Annotated in this window: 11 protein-coding genes; 6 read left to right on the forward strand and 5 right to left on the reverse strand. The window is 70.4% G+C overall.

The window, feature by feature from the left end:
• Positions 1 to 18: 18 nt before the first annotated feature.
• Positions 19 to 3219 (reverse strand): tetratricopeptide repeat protein, encoded by a 3201-nt coding sequence (locus ACIBAG_RS23345; protein WP_399107425.1) that lies wholly within the window; start codon positions 3217 to 3219, stop codon positions 19 to 21.
• 206 nt (positions 3220 to 3425) lie between these two features.
• On the opposite strand from ACIBAG_RS23345, the gene ACIBAG_RS23350 reads away from it, so the two are divergent.
• The 5 genes from ACIBAG_RS23350 (at position 3426) to ACIBAG_RS23370 (ending at position 12309) form a co-directional block, all read left to right on the forward strand.
• Positions 3426 to 5459, forward strand: coding sequence for a thioredoxin domain-containing protein (locus ACIBAG_RS23350; RefSeq protein WP_399107426.1), 2034 nt, complete (start codon positions 3426 to 3428; stop codon positions 5457 to 5459).
• 191 nt (positions 5460 to 5650) lie between these two features.
• Positions 5651 to 6928: a glycosyltransferase gene (locus ACIBAG_RS23355; RefSeq protein WP_399107427.1), complete on the forward strand. Its 1278-nt coding sequence runs from the start codon at positions 5651 to 5653 to the stop codon at positions 6926 to 6928.
• Positions 6925 to 8574: an ArnT family glycosyltransferase gene (locus ACIBAG_RS23360; protein ID WP_399107428.1), complete on the forward strand. Its 1650-nt coding sequence runs from the start codon at positions 6925 to 6927 to the stop codon at positions 8572 to 8574. The genes ACIBAG_RS23355 and ACIBAG_RS23360 overlap by 4 nt, the downstream gene beginning before the upstream one ends.
• Complete coding sequence (locus ACIBAG_RS23365) at positions 8571 to 9773, forward strand: glycosyltransferase (protein ID WP_399107429.1); 1203 nt, start codon at positions 8571 to 8573, stop codon at positions 9771 to 9773. The genes ACIBAG_RS23360 and ACIBAG_RS23365 overlap by 4 nt, the downstream gene beginning before the upstream one ends.
• Positions 9774 to 9888: 115 nt before the next feature.
• Positions 9889 to 12309 carry a galactose oxidase-like domain-containing protein gene (locus tag ACIBAG_RS23370; RefSeq protein ID WP_399107430.1) on the forward strand — a complete coding sequence of 807 codons (2421 nt, stop codon included), beginning with the start codon at positions 9889 to 9891 and terminating at the stop codon, positions 12307 to 12309.
• Here ACIBAG_RS23370 and ACIBAG_RS23375 read toward each other — a convergent pair.
• The 4 genes from ACIBAG_RS23375 to ACIBAG_RS23390 all read right to left on the reverse strand — a co-directional run bounded on the left by ACIBAG_RS23375 (position 12306) and on the right by ACIBAG_RS23390 (position 16104).
• Positions 12306 to 13034, reverse strand: a complete 729-nt coding sequence (locus tag ACIBAG_RS23375) for a Mut7-C RNAse domain-containing protein (protein WP_399107431.1) — start codon at positions 13032 to 13034, stop codon at positions 12306 to 12308. The two genes, ACIBAG_RS23370 and ACIBAG_RS23375, sit on opposite strands and share 4 nt — an antisense overlap.
• A gap of 33 nt (positions 13035 to 13067) precedes the next feature.
• Positions 13068 to 13706 carry a TetR/AcrR family transcriptional regulator gene (locus ACIBAG_RS23380; RefSeq protein WP_399107432.1) on the reverse strand — a complete coding sequence of 213 codons (639 nt, stop codon included), beginning with the start codon at positions 13704 to 13706 and terminating at the stop codon, positions 13068 to 13070.
• Positions 13703 to 15247, reverse strand: coding sequence for a DHA2 family efflux MFS transporter permease subunit (locus tag ACIBAG_RS23385; protein WP_399107433.1), 1545 nt, complete (start codon positions 15245 to 15247; stop codon positions 13703 to 13705). The genes ACIBAG_RS23380 and ACIBAG_RS23385 overlap by 4 nt, the downstream gene beginning before the upstream one ends.
• Positions 15248 to 15357: 110 nt before the next feature.
• Positions 15358 to 16104 carry a hemolysin III family protein gene (locus ACIBAG_RS23390; RefSeq protein WP_399107434.1) on the reverse strand — a complete coding sequence of 249 codons (747 nt, stop codon included), beginning with the start codon at positions 16102 to 16104 and terminating at the stop codon, positions 15358 to 15360.
• Between the two features lie 341 nt (positions 16105 to 16445).
• Between ACIBAG_RS23390 and ACIBAG_RS23395 the strand changes: the two genes are divergently transcribed.
• Positions 16446 to 18269, forward strand: a complete 1824-nt coding sequence (locus tag ACIBAG_RS23395; RefSeq protein WP_399107435.1) for a phosphoenolpyruvate carboxykinase (GTP) — start codon at positions 16446 to 16448, stop codon at positions 18267 to 18269.
• Positions 18270 to 18334: the final 65 nt, after the last annotated feature.

Genomic DNA, 18334 nt, shown 5'->3' on the forward strand with positions numbered 1-18334 from the left:
CTGCCGGACCGGCGCGCGTCACTGCCGCGCCGTCACCGGCACCCCCATGACCTCCCGCGCATGGCGGTTCGGCACCATGCCGAGCCGCCATGCCTGCCAGCCGGCCTCCAGGTTCACGCCGCGTTCCAGCAGGAGCCGGTACGCCTCCACGTAGTCGTCCAGCTTCGTGTCCCGCAGCGGATGGCCGGCGCGGGCCAGCTGGGCCAGCTCCTCCTGCGCCACCGCCGTGCCGACCTCCACGCCGCCGGGGGCCGCGTACGGCAGCAGCGTGCAGCGCAGGAAGCGGGCCCAGTCCTCGCCTCTGCGGTCGCCGTACGACGCGAACAGCGCCAGGGCGTCGTCGCACAGCGTCAGCGCCTGCTGCGTACGGGTGTTCCCGGCGTCCACCACCGCCAGTTCCAGACACGTCCACGCCTCGCCGTGTGCGACGCCGATGCGCTGGAAGTCGGCGCGGCCGTCCATCAGCAGCTGACGGGCGAACCCGGAGTTCTTCAACGAGCCCGTCTGGGCCGCCCGTTGGTCGCGGGTCACCCGGGCCGAGTGGTGGCGGGCGCAGGCGAGGCCGTACACGTCGCGCATGCGGGAGAACATCGTCCGGGAGCGTTCCAGCTCGCGGACCGCCAGGTCCAGGTTGCCGGTCTCCTCCAGGGCCTGGCCCAGGTAGTAGACGGACCAGGCCTCGCCGCGCGCGTCCTCGTTGTCGCGGTGGCGGGAGGCCGCCCGGCGCAGCCCGTCCACCGCCGGGGACGGGTCGCCGGCGACCAGGCGGGCACGCGACAGCTGGGTGAGCGCCCACGCCTCACCTCGGGCGTCGCGGGTACGGCCGTACAGGTCCAGGGCCGTCCGCAGTTCCGACTCCGCGCGCGACACGTCGCCCATGCGCAGGCTCAGCTGGCCGAGCTGGAAGTGGGCCCAGGCCTCGCCGTGGATCGACTCGCCGGCGCGGTGCAGGGACAGGGACTCGGTCAGCAGGTCCAGCGACTCGGAGACCCGGCCGCGGTCCCGTTCCACCGCCGCCAGCGCGTGCATCGTCCAGGCCCGGTCCGTGGACAGCGCCGGGGCCGACTGCAGCTCCAGGGCCTCGCGGAGCTTCGTCGCCGCCTCGGTGAGGTTGCCCTGGTGGTGCAGGGTGATGCCGAGGGAGCACAGGGCCCGGGCGGCGCCCGCGTCGTGGTGGGCCTCCATGTACAGGTCGACCACCGAGGTCAGGGTCGTGCGGGCCTTGTCCAGCTCGCCGAGCTGGCGGGCCGCGATGCCGGTGCGCCACTGCACCGAGCGGACCAGCAGTCCCTGGTCGACCGCCTCCGCCAGCTCGCTGATCTCGCCGAGACGGTAGAGGTCGCCACGGAGGAGGCAGTAGTCGCACAGGGCGCCCAGCAGATTCAGGACCGCCGCCTGGTTCACGTCCTCCGCGTGCCTGAGCGCCGCGGTGATGAAGCTCGACTCGTCGTCCAGCCAGCGCAGCGCGTCGTCCAGCGAGGTGAAGCCGTGGGGGCTGAACCGGTCCGAGCGGGTCGACATGTTGCCGTCGACCAGACGCAGGACGGAGTCCGCCAGCTCCGCGTAGTTCACGATCAGGCGCTCCTGGGCCGCCGTACGCTCCGCCGGGTCCTCTTCGTCGAGGAGGCGGGCCTGGGCGAAGGCGCGGACCAGGTCGTGCAGGCGGTAGCGGCTGCCGCGGACGTGGTCGATCAGGCCCGACCGGGACAGCGCCTCCAGGTGCCGGGTCGCCTCCGCCTCGTCCGTGGCCAGGAGTGACGCGGCCGCCGCCGCGCCCAGCGAGGCACGGCCCGCGAGCGCCAGTCTGCGCAGCAGTCGCCGCGCCGCCTCCGACTGGTCCGTGTAGCGCAGCCACAGCACCCGCTCGACCGGCTCCACCGGGCCGTACGCGCCCAGGTCCGTCGCCAGGGTGCGCGGTGACCGGGGGCCCAGCGACGAGCCCGCGATGCGCAGGGCGAGCGGCAGACCGCCGCACAACTGCCGTATCCGGTCGGCGGATTCGGCGTCATAGGGGCCGGACGAGTCCTGCGCCGCCGCGGTCAGCAGCTCCTCCGCGCCCGCCGCGTCCAGCGACTCCACCGGCAGCTCGTACACCCAGGCGGCGAGGTCAGCGGGCAGACCGAGGGGCTCGCGGGCGGTGACCAGGACCAGGCTGTCGGAGCGCTCGGGGACGAGGGTGCGGACCTGCTCCGGGTCCGAGGCGTCGTCCAGCACGACGGTGACGGGGAGGCCGGTGAGGTGCTGGTGGTAGAGCTCGCTCAGCCGCTTGACCTGCTGGTCGGCCGACGAACGCTCCCGGAACAGGAGCTGCTCACGCGGCGCGCCCAGACGGTTCAGCAGGTGCAGCAGCGCGTCTCTGGTGGACAGCGGCGGCTCGTCGGCGGTGTCGCCGCGCAGGTCCACGACGCAGGCGCCGCGGAACTGGTCCTTCAGGTCGTGGGCTGCGCGGATCGCCAGTGCCGTACGACCGCTGCCGGGCGCCCCGTGCAGCACGACGACCGTCGGCTTCGTCTCCGTACTCGCGCGTGCCGCCTGCACCCACTGCCGGATCCGGGCCATCTCCTGCCGACGCCCCGCGAACGGGCCGACCGTCTCCGGGAGTTGCCCGAACGACTGCTCCAGCACACTGCGCCCGCGCGCCGCCGCGCTCTTGTCCGCGCCCTTCAGCCGCGGCCCCGTCTTCTTCGGGCCGGTGGACGCGCTGATCACCCGCTGCTGGTCGAGGAACGGGCGGATGCCCCGTACCTCCAGCGCCGTCAGCCACTGCAGCCGCAGCTGTTCCGGGCCGCCGGGCTGGGCGACGGCGCCGGCGCGCTGGTGTGCGGCGGGGAGGTGGGTGCCGGCCACCTTCACGACCGTCGCCGCGGCGCCCACGACGCCGACGGTCACGCCCGCGCCGACCGCCGTTCCCGTGCTGGTGCCGAGGGCCAGGTCGGACACGAGTGCGGCGACCGCGGCGACACCGGCCACCATCAGCGGCGTACCGCCGCCCTCGCGGGCGAAGCGCTGCCCGAAGGTCAGCCGGCCGGCCTCCGCCTCGTCCAGCGCCCGGGTGTACGCCTCGTACTCCTCGGCCGCCGCCTGGGCCATGGCGTCCAGCTCCCCGCGCGCCCGTGACATCAGCACCTGCCCGTCGGTGCGCCCGCCCGAGCGCCGCACTTCCTCCTCCACGGCCCGGGCCAACAGCCGCTCGGCATCGGCCCGATGGCTGTCTCGCATGGTGCGTCCCCCTCCGGCGGCAACAGCGTTCTTGGTCAAGTGTGCTGCGCATGGGGCGCCCTGTGGAGAGGGCCGGAACGGATCATCCCGCCCTCAGGGCCTGCCCGGCGATTCCCGCCCGCCCGGTGACGCCTGGCACACCCGCTGTACCGGCCCGCGCTGTGTGATGTCGGACGCCACAGGGGTACTGCGGCAGGATGGACCCCATGCCGAACCGACTGGCTCACGAGACGTCCCCTTATCTGCTCCAGCACGCGGACAACCCCGTCGACTGGTGGCCGTGGTCGGCCGAGGCCTTCGAGGAGGCCCGTAAGAGCGGCAAACCGGTCCTGCTCAGCGTCGGCTACAGCAGCTGTCACTGGTGTCACGTCATGGCCCACGAGTCCTTCGAGGACCAGGAGACCGCCGACTACCTGAACGCCCACTTCGTCAGCGTCAAGGTCGACCGCGAGGAACGCCCCGACGTGGACGCCGTCTACATGGAGGCCGTGCAGGCGGCCACCGGCCAGGGCGGCTGGCCCATGACCGTGTTCCTCACCCCCGACGCCGAGCCCTTCTACTTCGGCACCTACTTCCCGCCCGCACCCCGCTCCGGCATGCCGTCCTTCCGGCAGGTCCTGGAGGGTGTGGCGAGCGCCTGGGCCGACCGGCGGGACGAGGTCGCCGACGTCGCCGGGAAGATCACCCGGGATCTCGCCGAGCGGGAGATCTCCTACGGCGGCACCGAGGCCCCCGGTGAGCAGGAGCTGGCGCAGGCGCTGCTCGGGCTCACCCGGGAGTACGACCCGCAGCGCGGCGGGTTCGGCGGGGCGCCCAAGTTCCCGCCGTCCATGGTGATCGAGTTCCTGCTCCGGCATCACGCTCGGACCGGGGCCGAGGGCGCGCTGCAGATGGCGCGGGACACCTGTGAGCGGATGGCGCGGGGCGGGATCTACGACCAGCTCGGGGGCGGGTTCGCGCGGTACTCCGTGGACCGGGACTGGGTCGTGCCGCACTTCGAGAAGATGCTGTACGACAATGCCCTGCTGTGCCGTGTCTACGCCCACCTGTGGCGTGCCACGGGCTCCGAGCTCGCCCGCCGCGTAGCCCTCGAGACCGCCGACTTCATGGTCCGCGAACTGCGCACCAGCGAGGGCGGCTTCGCCTCGGCCCTCGACGCCGACAGCGACGACGGCACCGGCAGGCACGTGGAGGGTGCCTACTACGTCTGGACCCCGCAGCAGCTGCGCGAGGTCCTCGGCGACGACGACGCCGAACTCGCCGCCCACTACTTCGGCGTCACCGAGGAGGGCACCTTCGAGCACGGTTCCTCCGTCCTCCAACTGCCCCAGCACGAGGGTGTGTTCGACGCCGGGAAGATCGCCTCCGTCAAGGAGCGGCTGCTCGCCGCGCGGGCCGGGCGTCCCGCCCCGGGCCGGGACGACAAGATCGTCGCGGCCTGGAACGGCCTCGCGATCGCCGCCCTCGCCGAGACCGGCGCCTACTTCGACCGCCCCGACCTCGTGGACGCCGCCCTGGGCGCCGCCGACCTGCTCGTCCGGCTGCACCTGGACGACGCCGCCCGCCTCGCCCGCACCAGCAAGGACGGCCGGGTCGGCGCCAACGCGGGTGTGCTGGAGGACTACGCCGACGTCGCCGAGGGCTTCCTCGCGCTCGCCTCCGTCACCGGCGAGGGCGTCTGGCTGGACTTCGCCGGGTTCCTGCTCGATCACGTGCTCGCCCGGTTCGTGGACGAGGAGTCCGGCGCCCTGTACGACACGGCCGCCGACGCCGAGCGGCTCATCCGCCGTCCCCAGGACCCCACCGACAACGCCGCCCCCTCCGGCTGGACCGCGGCGGCCGGCGCCCTGCTGGGCTACGCCGCCCAGACCGGCGCCGAGCCCCATCGCACCGCCGCCGAGAAGGCGCTCGGCGTCGTCAAGGCCCTCGGCCCGCGCGTCCCCCGCTTCATCGGCTGGGGTCTTGCCGTCGCCGAGGCCAACCTCGACGGGCCCCGCGAGGTCGCGGTCGTCGGTCCGTCCCTGGCTGACGAGGACACAAAAGCCTTGCACCGTACGGCGCTTCTGGGCACGGCCCCGGGTGCGGTCGTGGCCGTGGGCACTCCGGAGAGTGACGAGTTCCCGCTCCTCGTTGACCGGCCCCTGCAGCAGGGTCAACCTGCCGCTTACGTCTGCCGTAACTTCACGTGCGACACCCCGACCACCGATCCGGACCGGTTGCGAACCGCGCTGAGCAGCTGAAACGGCCATGTGCATGGGGCACTTACGCAGCCTGTGTTCGAATTGTTCACTCTCGGGGCTCGTTGTGATGAAACGCGCTCTTCATCGAAAGGGCCTGCACGCTTCACAGATCCCCCCTAATGTCTACACAGTTATGCGGCAGGTGTGACGCACCGTCGCGACAGGGGGCATTGGGGATCTGGGGGGATCTGTTGCTGACGTCTGTCTTCATAGCCGTCGTCTCGCTGGCCTTGTTCTGGATGGCGGCTTTCACTCTGTGGTGGCAGATGCACGCGTGGCGTACGCCCGAGGTGCTCGCCTCCACCCGGTTCAGCAGACCGGACGGTGGCGAGCACGTGTCGTTCTCGCTGCTGCTTCCGGCACGGCACGAACAGGCCGTGCTGGACCACACCATCCAGCGCCTGCTGGAGTCCACACACACCGACTTCGAGATCATCGTCATCGTCGGGCACGACGACCCGGAGACCACGGAGGTCGCCGAGAGGGCCGCGGCACGTGACCCGCGGGTCCGTGTCGTCGTCGACACCCACGAGAAGAAGAACAAGCCGAAGGCCATGAACACGGCGCTGCCGCACTGCCGCGGCGATGTCGTCGGGGTCTTCGACGCCGAGGACCAGGTCCACCCGGAGCTGCTCGCGCACGTGGACCACGCCTTCCGGACCACGGGAGCCGATGTCGTCCAGGGCGGCGTACAGCTCATCAACTTCCACTCCAGCTGGTACAGCCTGCGCAACTGCCTGGAGTACTTCTTCTGGTTCCGCTCGCGGCTGCATCTGCACGCGCAGAAGGGGTTCATCCCGCTCGGCGGCAACACCGTCTTCGTGCGCACCGATGTGCTCAGGGAAGCCGACGGCTGGGATCCCCACTGCCTCGCCGAGGACTGCGATCTGGGTGTGCGGCTGTCCAGCGTCGGCAAGAAGGTCGTCGTCGCCTACGACTCCGACATGGTGACCAAGGAGGAGACGCCCGGCAGCCTGATGTCGCTGCTCAAGCAGCGCACCCGCTGGAACCAGGGCTTCCTGCAGGTCTACCGGAAGAAGGACTGGAAGCAACTGCCCACCTTCGGCCAGCGGTTGCTCGCCCGGTACACGCTCATGACGCCGTTCATGCAGGCCTTCACCGGGCTCATCATCCCGCTCAACATCGCGATCGCCGTCTTCCTCGACGTGCCGGTGAGCGTCGCGTTCATCACCTTCCTGCCGGCCGTCACCGCGCTCGTCACGTTCGTCTTCGAGATCGTCGGACTGCACGACTTCGGCAAGCAGTACGGGCTTCGCGTCCGCTTCGTCCACTACCTGAAGCTCGTCGTGGGCGGTCCCTTCTACCAGGTGCTCCTCGCGGGGGCCGCCGTCCGCGCCGTATGGCGTGAGCAGCGCGGCCAGAACGACTGGGAGCTGACCACCCACGTCGGCGCGCATCTCACCGACGCCGAAGCCACCCGAGACCTCCGAGAGGACGTCCCTGCGTGACCTCCACCCTTCCCGCGGTGACCACTCCTAAGGTCCCCGCGCAGAGACAACCTGTCCCCATTGAGCGTTCGGCCAGTCGAACGAACCCACCGCTCCGGCTCCGCTCCTCCCGCCCCGACCTGCTCCTGTGCGGCGTACTCCTCGTCGCGATCCTCGTCGTGCAGGGCTGGAACATCGCCGACTACCCCACCCTCAGCGACGACGAGGGCACCTACCTCGCCCAGGCCTGGGCCGTCCAGGAGGGCCGGGGTCTCGCCCACTACACGTACTGGTACGACCACCCGCCGCTCGGCTGGATCCAGATAGCCCTGCTGACCTGGATACCGGCCGCCCTCAGCCCCGAGTCGATGACCGTCGGCACGATGCGCGCCGCGATGCTCGTCATCAGCGCGGTCAGCGCGGTCCTCGTGTACGTGCTCGGGCGGCGGCTGTCCCTGCCGCGCTGGGCGGCCGGGCTCGGCATGGCCCTGTTCGGCCTGTCGCCGCTGTCGGTCGTCCTCCAGCGGGAGATCTTCCTCGACAACCTCGCGGTGATGTGGACGCTCCTCGCGTTCGCCCTCGCCGCCTCGCCGAGCCGTCACCTCTGGCACCACTTCGGCGCCGGGATCGCCGCGGCCACGGCCGTGCTGACCAAGGAGACGATGCTCTTCGTCCTCCCCGCGGTCTTCGTCACCATGTGGCGGCACAGCCACCGCGACACCCGCAAGTTCGCCCTGACCGGCGCGGTCACCGCCTGCGCGCTGATCGGCCTCTCGTACCCCCTGTTCGCCCTGCTGAAGGGCGAGATGTTCCCGGGCAGCGGGCACGTCTCGCTGTGGGACGGCATCAAGTACCAGATGACCAGGCCGGGTTCGGGCTTCATCCTCGACCAGGGCTCCGGCTCGCACGGCGTCCTGCAGTCGTGGCTCTACTACGACCGCGTCCTCATCGTCGGCGGACTCGCGGGCGCGCTGCTGCTCCTGTTCACCTGGCGCTGGTCGGTCACCGCACGCGCCCTCGCCGGACCGTCGTTCGCGGTGGCGATCCTCGCCCTGGTGGCCATGCGCCCCAGCGGCTACCTGCCCGCGATGTACGTCATCCAGGCGCTGCCCTTCCTCGCCCTGGTGCTCGCCGGAGGTACGGCCTCCGTCGCCCACGCCGTACTGCGGCGGTGGCGGTCCGAGGCCGAGCACCGGTACCTGACCGGCGGGCGGTACGCGCTCGCGGCCGTCCTCGCGATCGCCGCCGGGGCGTATGTCGTCCCGCGCTGGTACGACGGCGACCGCACCGCCGTCACCGCCGACGCCAACGCGCCCTACCAGGCCGCCTCGAAGTGGCTGTCCACCGAGGTGGAGGACCCGAAGGACACCCGGGTGCTGGTCGACGACGCGCTGTGGCTGGACCTGGTGCACGCCGGGTACCAGCCCGGGCGCGGCGTCATCTGGTTCTACAAGGCCGACCTCGACCCGGCCGTGACGAAGACGATGCCGCGCGGCTGGAAGGACCTCGACTACGTCGTCGCCTCGCCGACGGTGCGGCGTGACGCGGTCGACCTGCCCAACGTCAAGGCGGCGATGGAGCACTCGACGCCGGTCGCCGTGTTCGGCAGCGGTGCCGACCGCATCGAGATCCGCCAGATCCAGACAGCCGCCGGAGGCGTGCGATGACCCACGAGTACACCGCGCCCGAGGAGCTCGGCGATCCGGCGGTCGAGGCCGTCGAGGTGCCCGAGCCCGGCGCCGTCACCATCGTCGTGCCGACCTTCAACGAGTCGGCGAACGTACGGCAGTTGCTGCACCAGATCACCGAGTCGGTGCCGTCCCGGCTGCCCTGCGAGGTCGTCTTCGTGGACGACTCCACCGACGACACCCCGCAGGTCGTCAAGGAGGCCGCGCAGGACTGCCCGTTCCCGGTCACCGTCATCCACCGCGACGAACCCGTCGGCGGGCTCGGCGGCGCGGTCGTCGAGGGGATCAAGGCGGCCGGTTCGGACTGGATCGTCGTCATGGACGGCGACTGCCAGCACCCGCCGTCCCTCGTCCCGGACCTGGTCGCCACCGGCGAGCGCGCCAACGCCGGGCTCGTGGTCGCCTCCCGGTACATCAAGGGCGGCAGCCGGGCCGGGCTCGCGGGCAGCTACCGCGTGGCGGTGTCGCGGGCGGCGACCTGGCTGACCAAGGCCCTCTTCCCGCGCCGGCTGCACGGCATCAGCGACCCGATGAGCGGCTTCTTCGCCATCCGCCGCAGCGACATCGCCGCGTCGGCGCTCAAGCCGCTCGGCTACAAGATCCTGCTGGAGCTGGCGGTGCGCAGCCGTCCGCGCACGGTCACCGAGGTGCCGTTCGTCTTCCAGGAGCGGTTCGCGGGGGAGTCCAAGTCCACGGCGGCCGAGGGGCGGCGCTTCCTGCGGCATCTCGCAGGGCTGCGTACGGCCGACCCGCTGTCCCGGATGCTGGTGTTCGGGCTGATCGGGCTGACGGGCTTCGTGCCGAACCTGGCCGCGTTGTGGGGGCTGACGCAGGCGGGGCTGCACTACCTCCCCGCGGAGATCGTCGCCAACCAGTTCGGCGTGGCCTGGAACTTCCTGCTGATCGAGAAGCTGCTGTTCCGCGACCGGCGGCAGCACCGCCACTGGGCCGACCGCACGGTCCGGTTCGCGCTGCTCGCCAACGCCGACCTGGTCCTGCGCATCCCGCTGATCGCGCTGCTGGTCGGTCAGTTCGGGCTGGCGGTGCTGCCCGCCACCGCACTGGCCCTGGTCATCACCTTCGTCCTGCGCTTCGTCGGTACGGAAGCGCTGGTCTATCTGCCACGCCGCAGTTCAGGTCTGCGGCGCGGGGCGATCGCAGGGGCGCGTCGGGGTTGAGAGGCCGAACGCGCGGAGGCCCGAAGGGCTGAGCACGATCGGGCTCTCGACCCCGACTGGAGCGCCCCGGAGAGCGCCCGAGTAAGCACAGCAGTCGCACCGCAAGGAGAGCCGTGTGAACAAGCGCTTCGCCAACAAGCACCGAAGAAGGACCGCGCTCGTCGGGGTGGGGGCCCTGACCGCCGGTCTGCTCCTCACCTCGCCCCAGTCCGCCAACGCCGCCAACCTCATCAGGAACCCCGGCTTCGAGACCGCCGGCACCGACGGCATGCCCTACTGCTGGAAGAAGTCCGGCTGGGGCGACAACGACTTCACCTTCGAGACGGTGGCCGACGCCCACTCGGGCGGCAAGGCCATGAAGGTCACGCTGACCCGCCGCGTCGACGGCGACCGCAAGGCGCTCATCACCGAGTCCGCCGAGTGCGCGCCCGTCGTCACGCCGGGCAAGCAGTACGACCTGGGGCTCTGGTACAAGTCGACCACCCCCGACACCTCGGTCACCCTCTTCCGGCACGACCCCACAGCGGGCTGGCAGTACTGGACCGACCTCAAGACGCTGGAGATGGCGGGCAGCTGGACCGAGGCCACGGTCCGCACGCCCGAGGTGCCCGCCGGCACCGACCGGATCGCCTGGGGTGTCTCCGTCTACGGCACCGGCTCGGTGACCACCGACGACTACACGATGGACCAGGTCGCCGACCCGGTCCCGGACCCGGTGTGCACGGGCACGGCCGAGGAGTGCGCGAACGGCCGCTGGGACGTGCTGCCCACGAAGAACCCCGTCCGCTCCATGCACTCCGTCGTCCTGCACAACGGCAAGGTGCTGCTGATCGCCGGCTCCGGCAACGACCAGTCGATGTTCCAGGCGGGCACGTTCACCAGCGCGGTCTACGACCCCCAGAACGGCACGTACAAGCAGATCCCCACGCCCAAGGACATGTTCTGCGCCGGCCACGTCCAGCTCGACGACGGGCGTGTGCTCGTGATGAGCGGCAACAAGGGCTATCCGTCGGCCGACGGCACGATCGGCTACCAGGGCTACAAGGACTCGTACATCTTCGACCCGGCCACCGAGACGTACACCAAGACCAACGACATGAACGACGGCCACTGGTACCCGTCGGCCACGGTCCTCGGCAACGGTGACGTCATCTCCTTCGGCGGGCTGAAGGAGGACTCGACCGGCTCGGTCACCGCCGAGCTGTGGTCGGACGCCGAGCAGAAGTGGCTCGAACTCTGGAAGGTCAACCAGACCTGGTCCTACTGGGGCCTGTACCCGTCCATGATCCTGATGCAGGACGGCCGCCTCTTCTACTCCGGCAGCCATGTCTTCGGCAACAACATCCCCGGCACGGGCTCCGCGATCTACGACTACAACGCCAACACGGTCACCCAGATCCCGGGCCTGCAGAACAAGGACCAGCGCGACCAGTCCGCGAGCGTGCTGCTGCCCCCGGCCCAGGACCAGAAGGTCCTCACCGTCGGCGGCGGCAACATCGACTCCAACCCGGACGCCAACCGTCTGACGGACATCATCGACCTGAAGCAGGCCAACCCGTCCTACGTCGCCGGCCCGCCGCTCCCGCAGGGCACCGTCGACCTCGGAGCCGGCAAGGTCGCCCAGACCGGCAACCAGGGCAAGATGTACGTCTCCGCCGTACTCCTGCCCGACGGCAAGGTCCTGGAGACCGGCGGCGCCCTGCACAACCGGGCCGACCCGGTGTACGAGTCGTCGATCTACGACCCGGCGACCAACACCTTCGACCCGGTGGCGCCCGACCCGGAGGAGCGCGGCTACCACTCCTCGGCGTTCCTCCTGCCCGACGGCCGCGTGATGACGACGGGCGACAACCCGGGCAACGGCACCTGGAACCACGACGTGTCGATCTACACCCCGCCCTATCTCCTCAAGGGCGAACGCCCGACGATCACTTCGGTGATCGACACCGAGTGGACCTACGGCGACACCCAGCGGATCACCGTCGACCGGCCCATCGCCAAGGCCGAGCTGATCCGCCCGGCCGCCGTCACCCACTCCTCCGACCCCAACCAGCGGTTCGTCGACCTGCCGCTGTCCGTGGACGGCAACAACATCGACCTGAACGTGACGAGCAACCCCAACCTGGCCCCGCCCGGCTGGTACATGCTCTTCGCGGTCGACGCCAACGGGGTCCCGTCGGTCGCCAAGTGGGTGCACCTCCAGGGCCCGCAGGCCCTGAGCGCGACCGACGCCTCGCCCCACGTCCACGACTTCGCCGGCAATCTCAAGGGCAAGGTCACGGGACCGGGCAAGAAGCGCACGTCGCAGAAGGTCAGCCCGACCGTCTCCGGCTGCGACCGCCACTACGGCTCCGCCAACGTGTGCGTCCCGACGGACTTCCCGCCGACCGTGAAGGCGACGACGAAGGCCCGCTGCGACTGGCTGAAGAAGAACGACTACGGCCGCCTGAAGGTCAACGGCAAGGACGACCCGCTGCGGCTGGACCGCAACCGGGACGGAATCGCCTGCGGAAAGGGTGATGTGACCCGGCGTTAGTCCGCGTATTCGGCGAGGGCGCGTTCCACGATGGCGACCAGCTGCTCGTGGTGCGCGCCCTTCCAGTACGCGCGCCCGCATGCCGTGCACTGGGCGAACACGTCGTACGACCGCTGTGTCCCGCCCTCCAACTGGTCCGCCACCTCGTCCTTCGTGGCCTCCTTGAGCAGCCCGTTGCAGGCGGTGCACCGGGTCCAGGGACGCAACTCGGGCCGGAACCGGTCGAGTACGTCACGGAGCTGCTCCTCGGGCCGGGTGCTGTAGACATACGCGCCGGCCCACAGCTCGCGGCGCCGCAGCAGACCCCGGTCCCGGCTCAGCATGACCCGCTGCTCGGCAGCCGAGCGGGCGGCGAGCGCGGGGTCGCCGATGTCCGTCGACTCGTACGCCGTGTCCACGCCGAGCAGGCGCATACGGCGGGCGAGGGTGCCGAGGTGGACGTCGAGCAGGAAGCGCAGGGGAGCGCCGGGCACCCGCTGGGGGCGCGTGACGGGCCGTACCGAGACGGACTCGCCGCCTGCCGGGACGTACGACACCGGCACCTCCCGGCCGTCCACGACCACGGCGCCGACCTCGGTCAGCGGGACGCCGAGGGACTCCACGACATGGCCGAGGGTCGAGACGCGGTCGGCGGTGACCCGGGCGGCACCGTTCTCGCGCCGTCCGTTGGGCAGGAAGAAGCGCAGCTCGGGGGCGAACTCGACATGGACCTCGGGACCGTTCACCCGGTCAGGATGTCACGGCCCGGGGCTCGCGCTTCAGGTGTCTTTCGCGGGGAGGCCGTGCTCGATGACGTCCAGGGCGCGGTCCATGAGGTCGCGGACGTCGTCCTTGAAGTCGTTCTCCGCCCAGTACAGGGAGATCTCCGCGAGGCCGCCGATGAGGGACATCGTGAAGACCCGCACCTCGAAGCTGTCCTGTGGCAGGCCGGTGCGCTCGGCGATGGCCTCGCCGAGCATCCGGCCGGTGACCGACATGCTCTCCAGCATCCGCGAGCGCACCGCCGGAACCTTGACCAGCAGATGCGACCGCAGCCGGACGACCTCGGGGTCCTCCTGCGTCGCGGCGCCGATGGCCAGTCGCATGACGTACCGCAGGGACTCCATCCACGGCTCGTCCGCCGGCCGCTTGCGCAGTTCCGCCAGCAGGATCGGGTCGTACTCGTCCGTGAGGACGATGTCCTCCTTGGTCGGGAAGTAGCGGAAGACCGTGGACGGCGACACCTCGGCGCGCTCGGCGATCTGCTCGATCGTGGTGGCGTCGTAGCCCTGCTCCTTGATCAGGGCGTACGTCGCCTCACGGATCGCCATCCGGGTTTTGATCTTCTTCCGCTCACGAAGTCCCAGCTGGGGGCCTTCGGGGAGGGGGACGGGTCGTGCGGGTGTCATGCGGGTCATTGTCGGGCATCGGCCTGCTCGGCAGCCATGTCCGGGGTCTCGGAGGCCTTGGCCGGGCGCTCCGTGGCCGGCAGGAACGCGGCCGCCAGCAGGGCGGCGACGAGCGCCGCGACGCCGCACACCAGCAGGACGACGCCCATGCCGTGCACGTACGCGCTGTTGGCGGAGGCCGCGAGTTCGGCCGAGCCCGCCTTCCCGGCGACGAGGTGCGCCGCGACCACGGACTCCCCGGCGGTGTCGGCGGCCCGCGAGGGCAGTCCGGAGATGTCGAGCCGGTCCCGGAACGCACCGGCCAGCAGGCTGCCGAGCAGCGCGATACCGATCGCCCCGCCGACCTGACGCAGTGTCATCAGCAGGCCCGAGCCGCTGCCGGCGCGGTCGCGGGGCAGGGTGCCCAGGGCGTTGCTCATCGCCGGCATCAGCGAGAAGCCGAAGCCGAGACCGGTGAGGGCGAGCCACAGGGCGGTGAAGCCGTAGCCGGAGTCGGCCGTCGTACGGCTGCCGAGGAACGCGGCGAAAGCGAGCACCACCAGGCCCGCGCTCACCGTGGCCCGCGCGCCGAACCGGGCGACGACCGGCGGGGCGGTCCGCGAGGCGACCAGGATCCCGCCCATCATCGGCAGCAGCCGGATGCCGGTGCCGAGGGCGTCGTGGCCGAGGACCGCCTGGAGGTAGGGCGGCAGCACGAACAGCAGGCCGGACAGGACGAACATGACCAGGGTCGCGGCGATCGTGTTGAAGAGGAAGCCGCGGTGGGCGAGCAGGCTCATGTCGAGCAGGGGCCGCTCGACCCGCCGTTCGCGCACCACCAGCGCGGTGATCAGCAGGACGGAGGCGCAGAGCGTGGCGACCACCAGCGCATCGCCCCAGCCACGGGTGGGCGCCTCGATGATCGCGTAGACCAGCGCGCCGAGGCCGGTCGCGGTGAGCGCGGTGGAGAGGGCGTCGACCTTGGGGGAGGCGGGGTCCTTGGTCTCCGGGAGCAGGAAGACGCAGGCGGCGATGCCGATCGCGGCCATCGGGACGTTGACCAGGAAGACCGAGCCCCACCAGAAGTGGTTCAGCAGCCAGCCGCCGATGATCGGGCCGAGCGGCAGGCCGAGCGCCGAGGCGGCGGAGACGATGCCGACGGCCTTGGTGCGCTCGTCGGGGCCGAAGAGCGAGGGCAGCACGGAGAGTGCCAGCGGGGTGACCAGCGCCGCCCCGACGCCCATCACCGCACGCGCGGCGATCACCACGTTCACCTCGCCGGCCAGCGCGCCGACCAGTGACCCGGCGAGGAAGATCCCGAGGCCCGTGATCAGCATCAGCCGCCGCCCGAAGCGGTCGCCGAGCAGTCCGGCGGGCAGCATCAGCGCCGCGAAGACGACGACGTACGCGTCGGCCATCCACTGCTGCTCGCCGGTGCCGGCGCCGAGGTCGGCGGCCAGCGTCGGCAGCGCCACATTGAGGATCGTCGTGTCGAAGCCGAGGGTCAGCATGCTCGCGACCAGGGCGCCGAGCGCCCACCAACGGCGAGGGTCTGGAGTGACAGGGTCCATGAAATGAGAGTAGCTCTCAAAAGAGAGATGATGTCAATCTTCGCCTGGAAAGGGCATGCAAAAGGGCCACGGCTCGCAAGCCGTGGCCCTTGAAAGAGCTGTGCGGTGGGTTACCCGTGCTGGTACGCCACCAGCGAGATGCCGACGTAGTGCGTGATGAAGGCCGCCAGCGTGAAGGAGTGGAACACCTCGTGGAAGCCGAACCAGCGCGGTGACGGGTTCGGGCGCTTGATGCCGTAGATCACGCCGCCCGCGCTGTAGAGGACACCGCCGACGATCACCAGGACCAGCACCGCGATGCCGCCGGTGCGCATGAAGTCCGGCAGGAAGAAGACGGCCGCCCAGCCCATCGCGATGTAGCAGGGGGTGTAGAGCCAGCGCGGGGCGCCCACCCAGAAGACCCGGAAGACGATTCCGGCCAGTGCCGCCGCCCAGATGCCCCACAGCAGCCATCGGCCCTTGCTGTCCGGCAGGAGCAGCAGGGTCAGTGGTGTGTACGTGCCCGCGATGATCAGGAAGATGTTGGCGTGATCCAGCCGGCGCAGGATGCCGTCCATGCGCGGGCTCCAGTTGCCCCGGTGGTACAGCGCGCTCACGCCGAACAGCAGGCAGGCCGTGAGGACGTAGATCCCGCAGGCGACCCGGCCCCGGGGTGAGTCCGCCAGGGCGGTGAGGACCAGGCCCGCGACCAGGACGGCCGGAAACATGCCCAGGTGCAGCCAGCCGCGGAGTCTGGGCTTGATCTCTTCCGTGATCTGGTGCGCGTGGTGCGCGATCTGGTGCGGCAAGGAGGGCGCGTCGGAATCGCGGCCGGCGGCCGGCCTGTCCGTGGGCGCGTCGGGGACGGGCGCAGTCATGCGGGGCATCGTACCTACGGAACCGTAAGTTACGCGTCAGAGAGGTCAGATGGGGGCCCGTAAGTGGCCATCGTCTCACGGGGTACCCGGTGTGGCCACACCACCGGTGAAGCCGTGGTGACGCATCGAAAACATCTGGATGAGTGGCGATGCTCACGCCGCTCACCTGTGACGCCCTCTGGACATATGCGCAGACCCGTCGGATGATCAAATGAGTGCGGTCGGCACCGGATGAGCGCGGAAGATCCAGACGCAGTCCATTTCGCGAAGCATCCGGGTCGCGGCCCCCACGGGGCATACAAGGGCATATTCAGGACAAAATCCCTCATTTAGGAGCAACCGTGGCGCGCGACATCGCGGCTCCCCCCGTCGTTCCCACCAACCATCAGGGGCTGATCTCGTGGGTCAACGAGATCGCTGAACTGACGCAGCCGGACAACGTGGTCTGGTGTGACGGATCCGAGGCCGAGTACGACCGTCTGAGCGAGGAGCTCGTCGCGAAGGGCACCTTCCGCAGGCTCGATCCGATCAAGCGCCCCAACTCCTACTACGCCGCCTCCGACCCGACCGACGTCGCCCGCGTCGAGGACCGGACCTTCATCTGCTCCGAGAAGGAGGAGGACGCGGGCCCGACGAACCACTGGATGGACCCCGCCGAGATGCGTGAGGTCTTCTCCGGGGAGAAGGGCGTCTTCCGCGGCTCGATGCGCGGCCGGACCATGTACGTCGTCCCGTTCTGCATGGGCCCGCTCGGCTCCAAGCTCTCCGCGATCGGCGTCGAGATCACCGACTCCGCCTACGTCGCCGTCTCCATGCGCACCATGACCCGCATGGGCCAGGCCGTCCTCGACGAACTCGGCGACGACGGCTTCTTCGTGAAGGCCGTGCACTCCGTCGGCGCCCCGCTGGAGGAGGGCCAGGAGGACGTCCCCTGGCCCTGCAACCAGACCAAGTACATCTCGCACTTCCCGGAGAGCCGCGAGATCTGGTCCTACGGCTCCGGCTACGGCGGCAACGCCCTGCTCGGCAAGAAGTGCTACGCCCTGCGCATCGCCTCCGTGATGGCCCGCGACGAGGGCTGGCTGGCCGAGCACATGCTGATCCTCAAACTCACCCCGCCGCAGGGCGAGTCGAAGTACGTGGCGGCGGCCTTCCCCTCCGCCTGCGGCAAGACCAACCTCGCCATGCTGGAGCCCACCATCTCCGGCTGGACGGTCGAGACGATCGGCGACGACATCGCCTGGATGCGCTTCGGCGAGGACGGCCGCCTGTACGCCATCAACCCCGAGGCCGGCTTCTTCGGCGTCGCGCCCGGCACCGGTGAGCACACCAACGCCAACGCGATGAAGACGCTGTGGGGCAATTCGGTCTTCACCAACGTCGCCCTCACCGACGACAACGACATCTGGTGGGAGGGCATGACGGAGGAGACCCCGGCCCACCTCACCGACTGGAAGGGCAACGACTGGACGCCTCAGTCCGAGACCCCGGCCGCCCACCCCAACGCCCGCTTCACGGTGCCCGCGTCCCAGTGCCCGATCATCGCGCCCGAGTGGGAGGACCCCAAGGGCGTGCCGATCTCGGCGATCCTCTTCGGCGGGCGCCGCGCCACCGCCGTACCCCTCGTGACCGAGTCCTTCGACTGGAACCACGGCGTGTTCCTCGGCGCGAACGTCGCGTCGGAGAAGACCGCCGCCGCCGAGGGCAAGGTCGGCGAGCTGCGCCGCGACCCGTTCGCGATGCTGCCCTTCTGCGGCTACAACATGGGCGACTACATGGCCCACTGGGTCGACGTGGCCAAGGACAAGGACCAGTCCAAGCTGCCGAAGATCTACTACGTCAACTGGTTCCGCAAGAACGACGAGGGCAAGTTCGTCTGGCCCGGTTTCGGCGAGAACAGCCGCGTGCTGAAGTGGATCGTCGAGCGGCTCGAGGGCAAGGCCGAGGGCGTCGAGACCCCGATCGGCATCCTGCCGACCAAGGAGGCCCTCGACACCAACGGGCTCGAACTGGCCGACTCCGACCTCGACTTCCTCCTCACCGTCGACAAGGAGATCTGGCGCGAGGAGGCCGCGCTCGTCCCCGACCACCTCAACACCTTCGGCGACCACACGCCGAAGGAGCTGTGGGACGAGTACGACGCGCTGGTGCGCCGCCTGGGCTGAGAGCAGCCCCCCAAGACGCCGCGGCCGGTCCAACCGACAGTGCCCTGACCAGCAACATCGTCACG

Source organism: Streptomyces sp. NPDC051243, assembly GCF_044455405.1.
Lineage (GTDB): Bacteria > Actinomycetota > Actinomycetes > Streptomycetales > Streptomycetaceae > Streptomyces.

Excerpts from the sequence above, each read along its gene's own strand:
- ACIBAG_RS23345 (WP_399107425.1), bottom strand. The coding sequence starts at position 3,219 with ATGCGAGACAGCCATCGGGCCGATGCCGAGCGGCTGTTGGCCCGGGCC.
- ACIBAG_RS23350 (WP_399107426.1), top strand. The coding sequence starts at position 3,426 with ATGCCGAACCGACTGGCTCACGAGACGTCCCCTTATCTGCTCCAGCAC.
- ACIBAG_RS23365 (WP_399107429.1), top strand. The coding sequence starts at position 8,571 with ATGACCCACGAGTACACCGCGCCCGAGGAGCTCGGCGATCCGGCGGTC.
- ACIBAG_RS23380 (WP_399107432.1), bottom strand. The coding sequence starts at position 13,706 with ATGACCCGCATGACACCCGCACGACCCGTCCCCCTCCCCGAAGGCCCC.
- ACIBAG_RS23385 (WP_399107433.1), bottom strand. The coding sequence starts at position 15,247 with ATGGACCCTGTCACTCCAGACCCTCGCCGTTGGTGGGCGCTCGGCGCC.
- ACIBAG_RS23390 (WP_399107434.1), bottom strand. The coding sequence starts at position 16,104 with ATGACTGCGCCCGTCCCCGACGCGCCCACGGACAGGCCGGCCGCCGGC.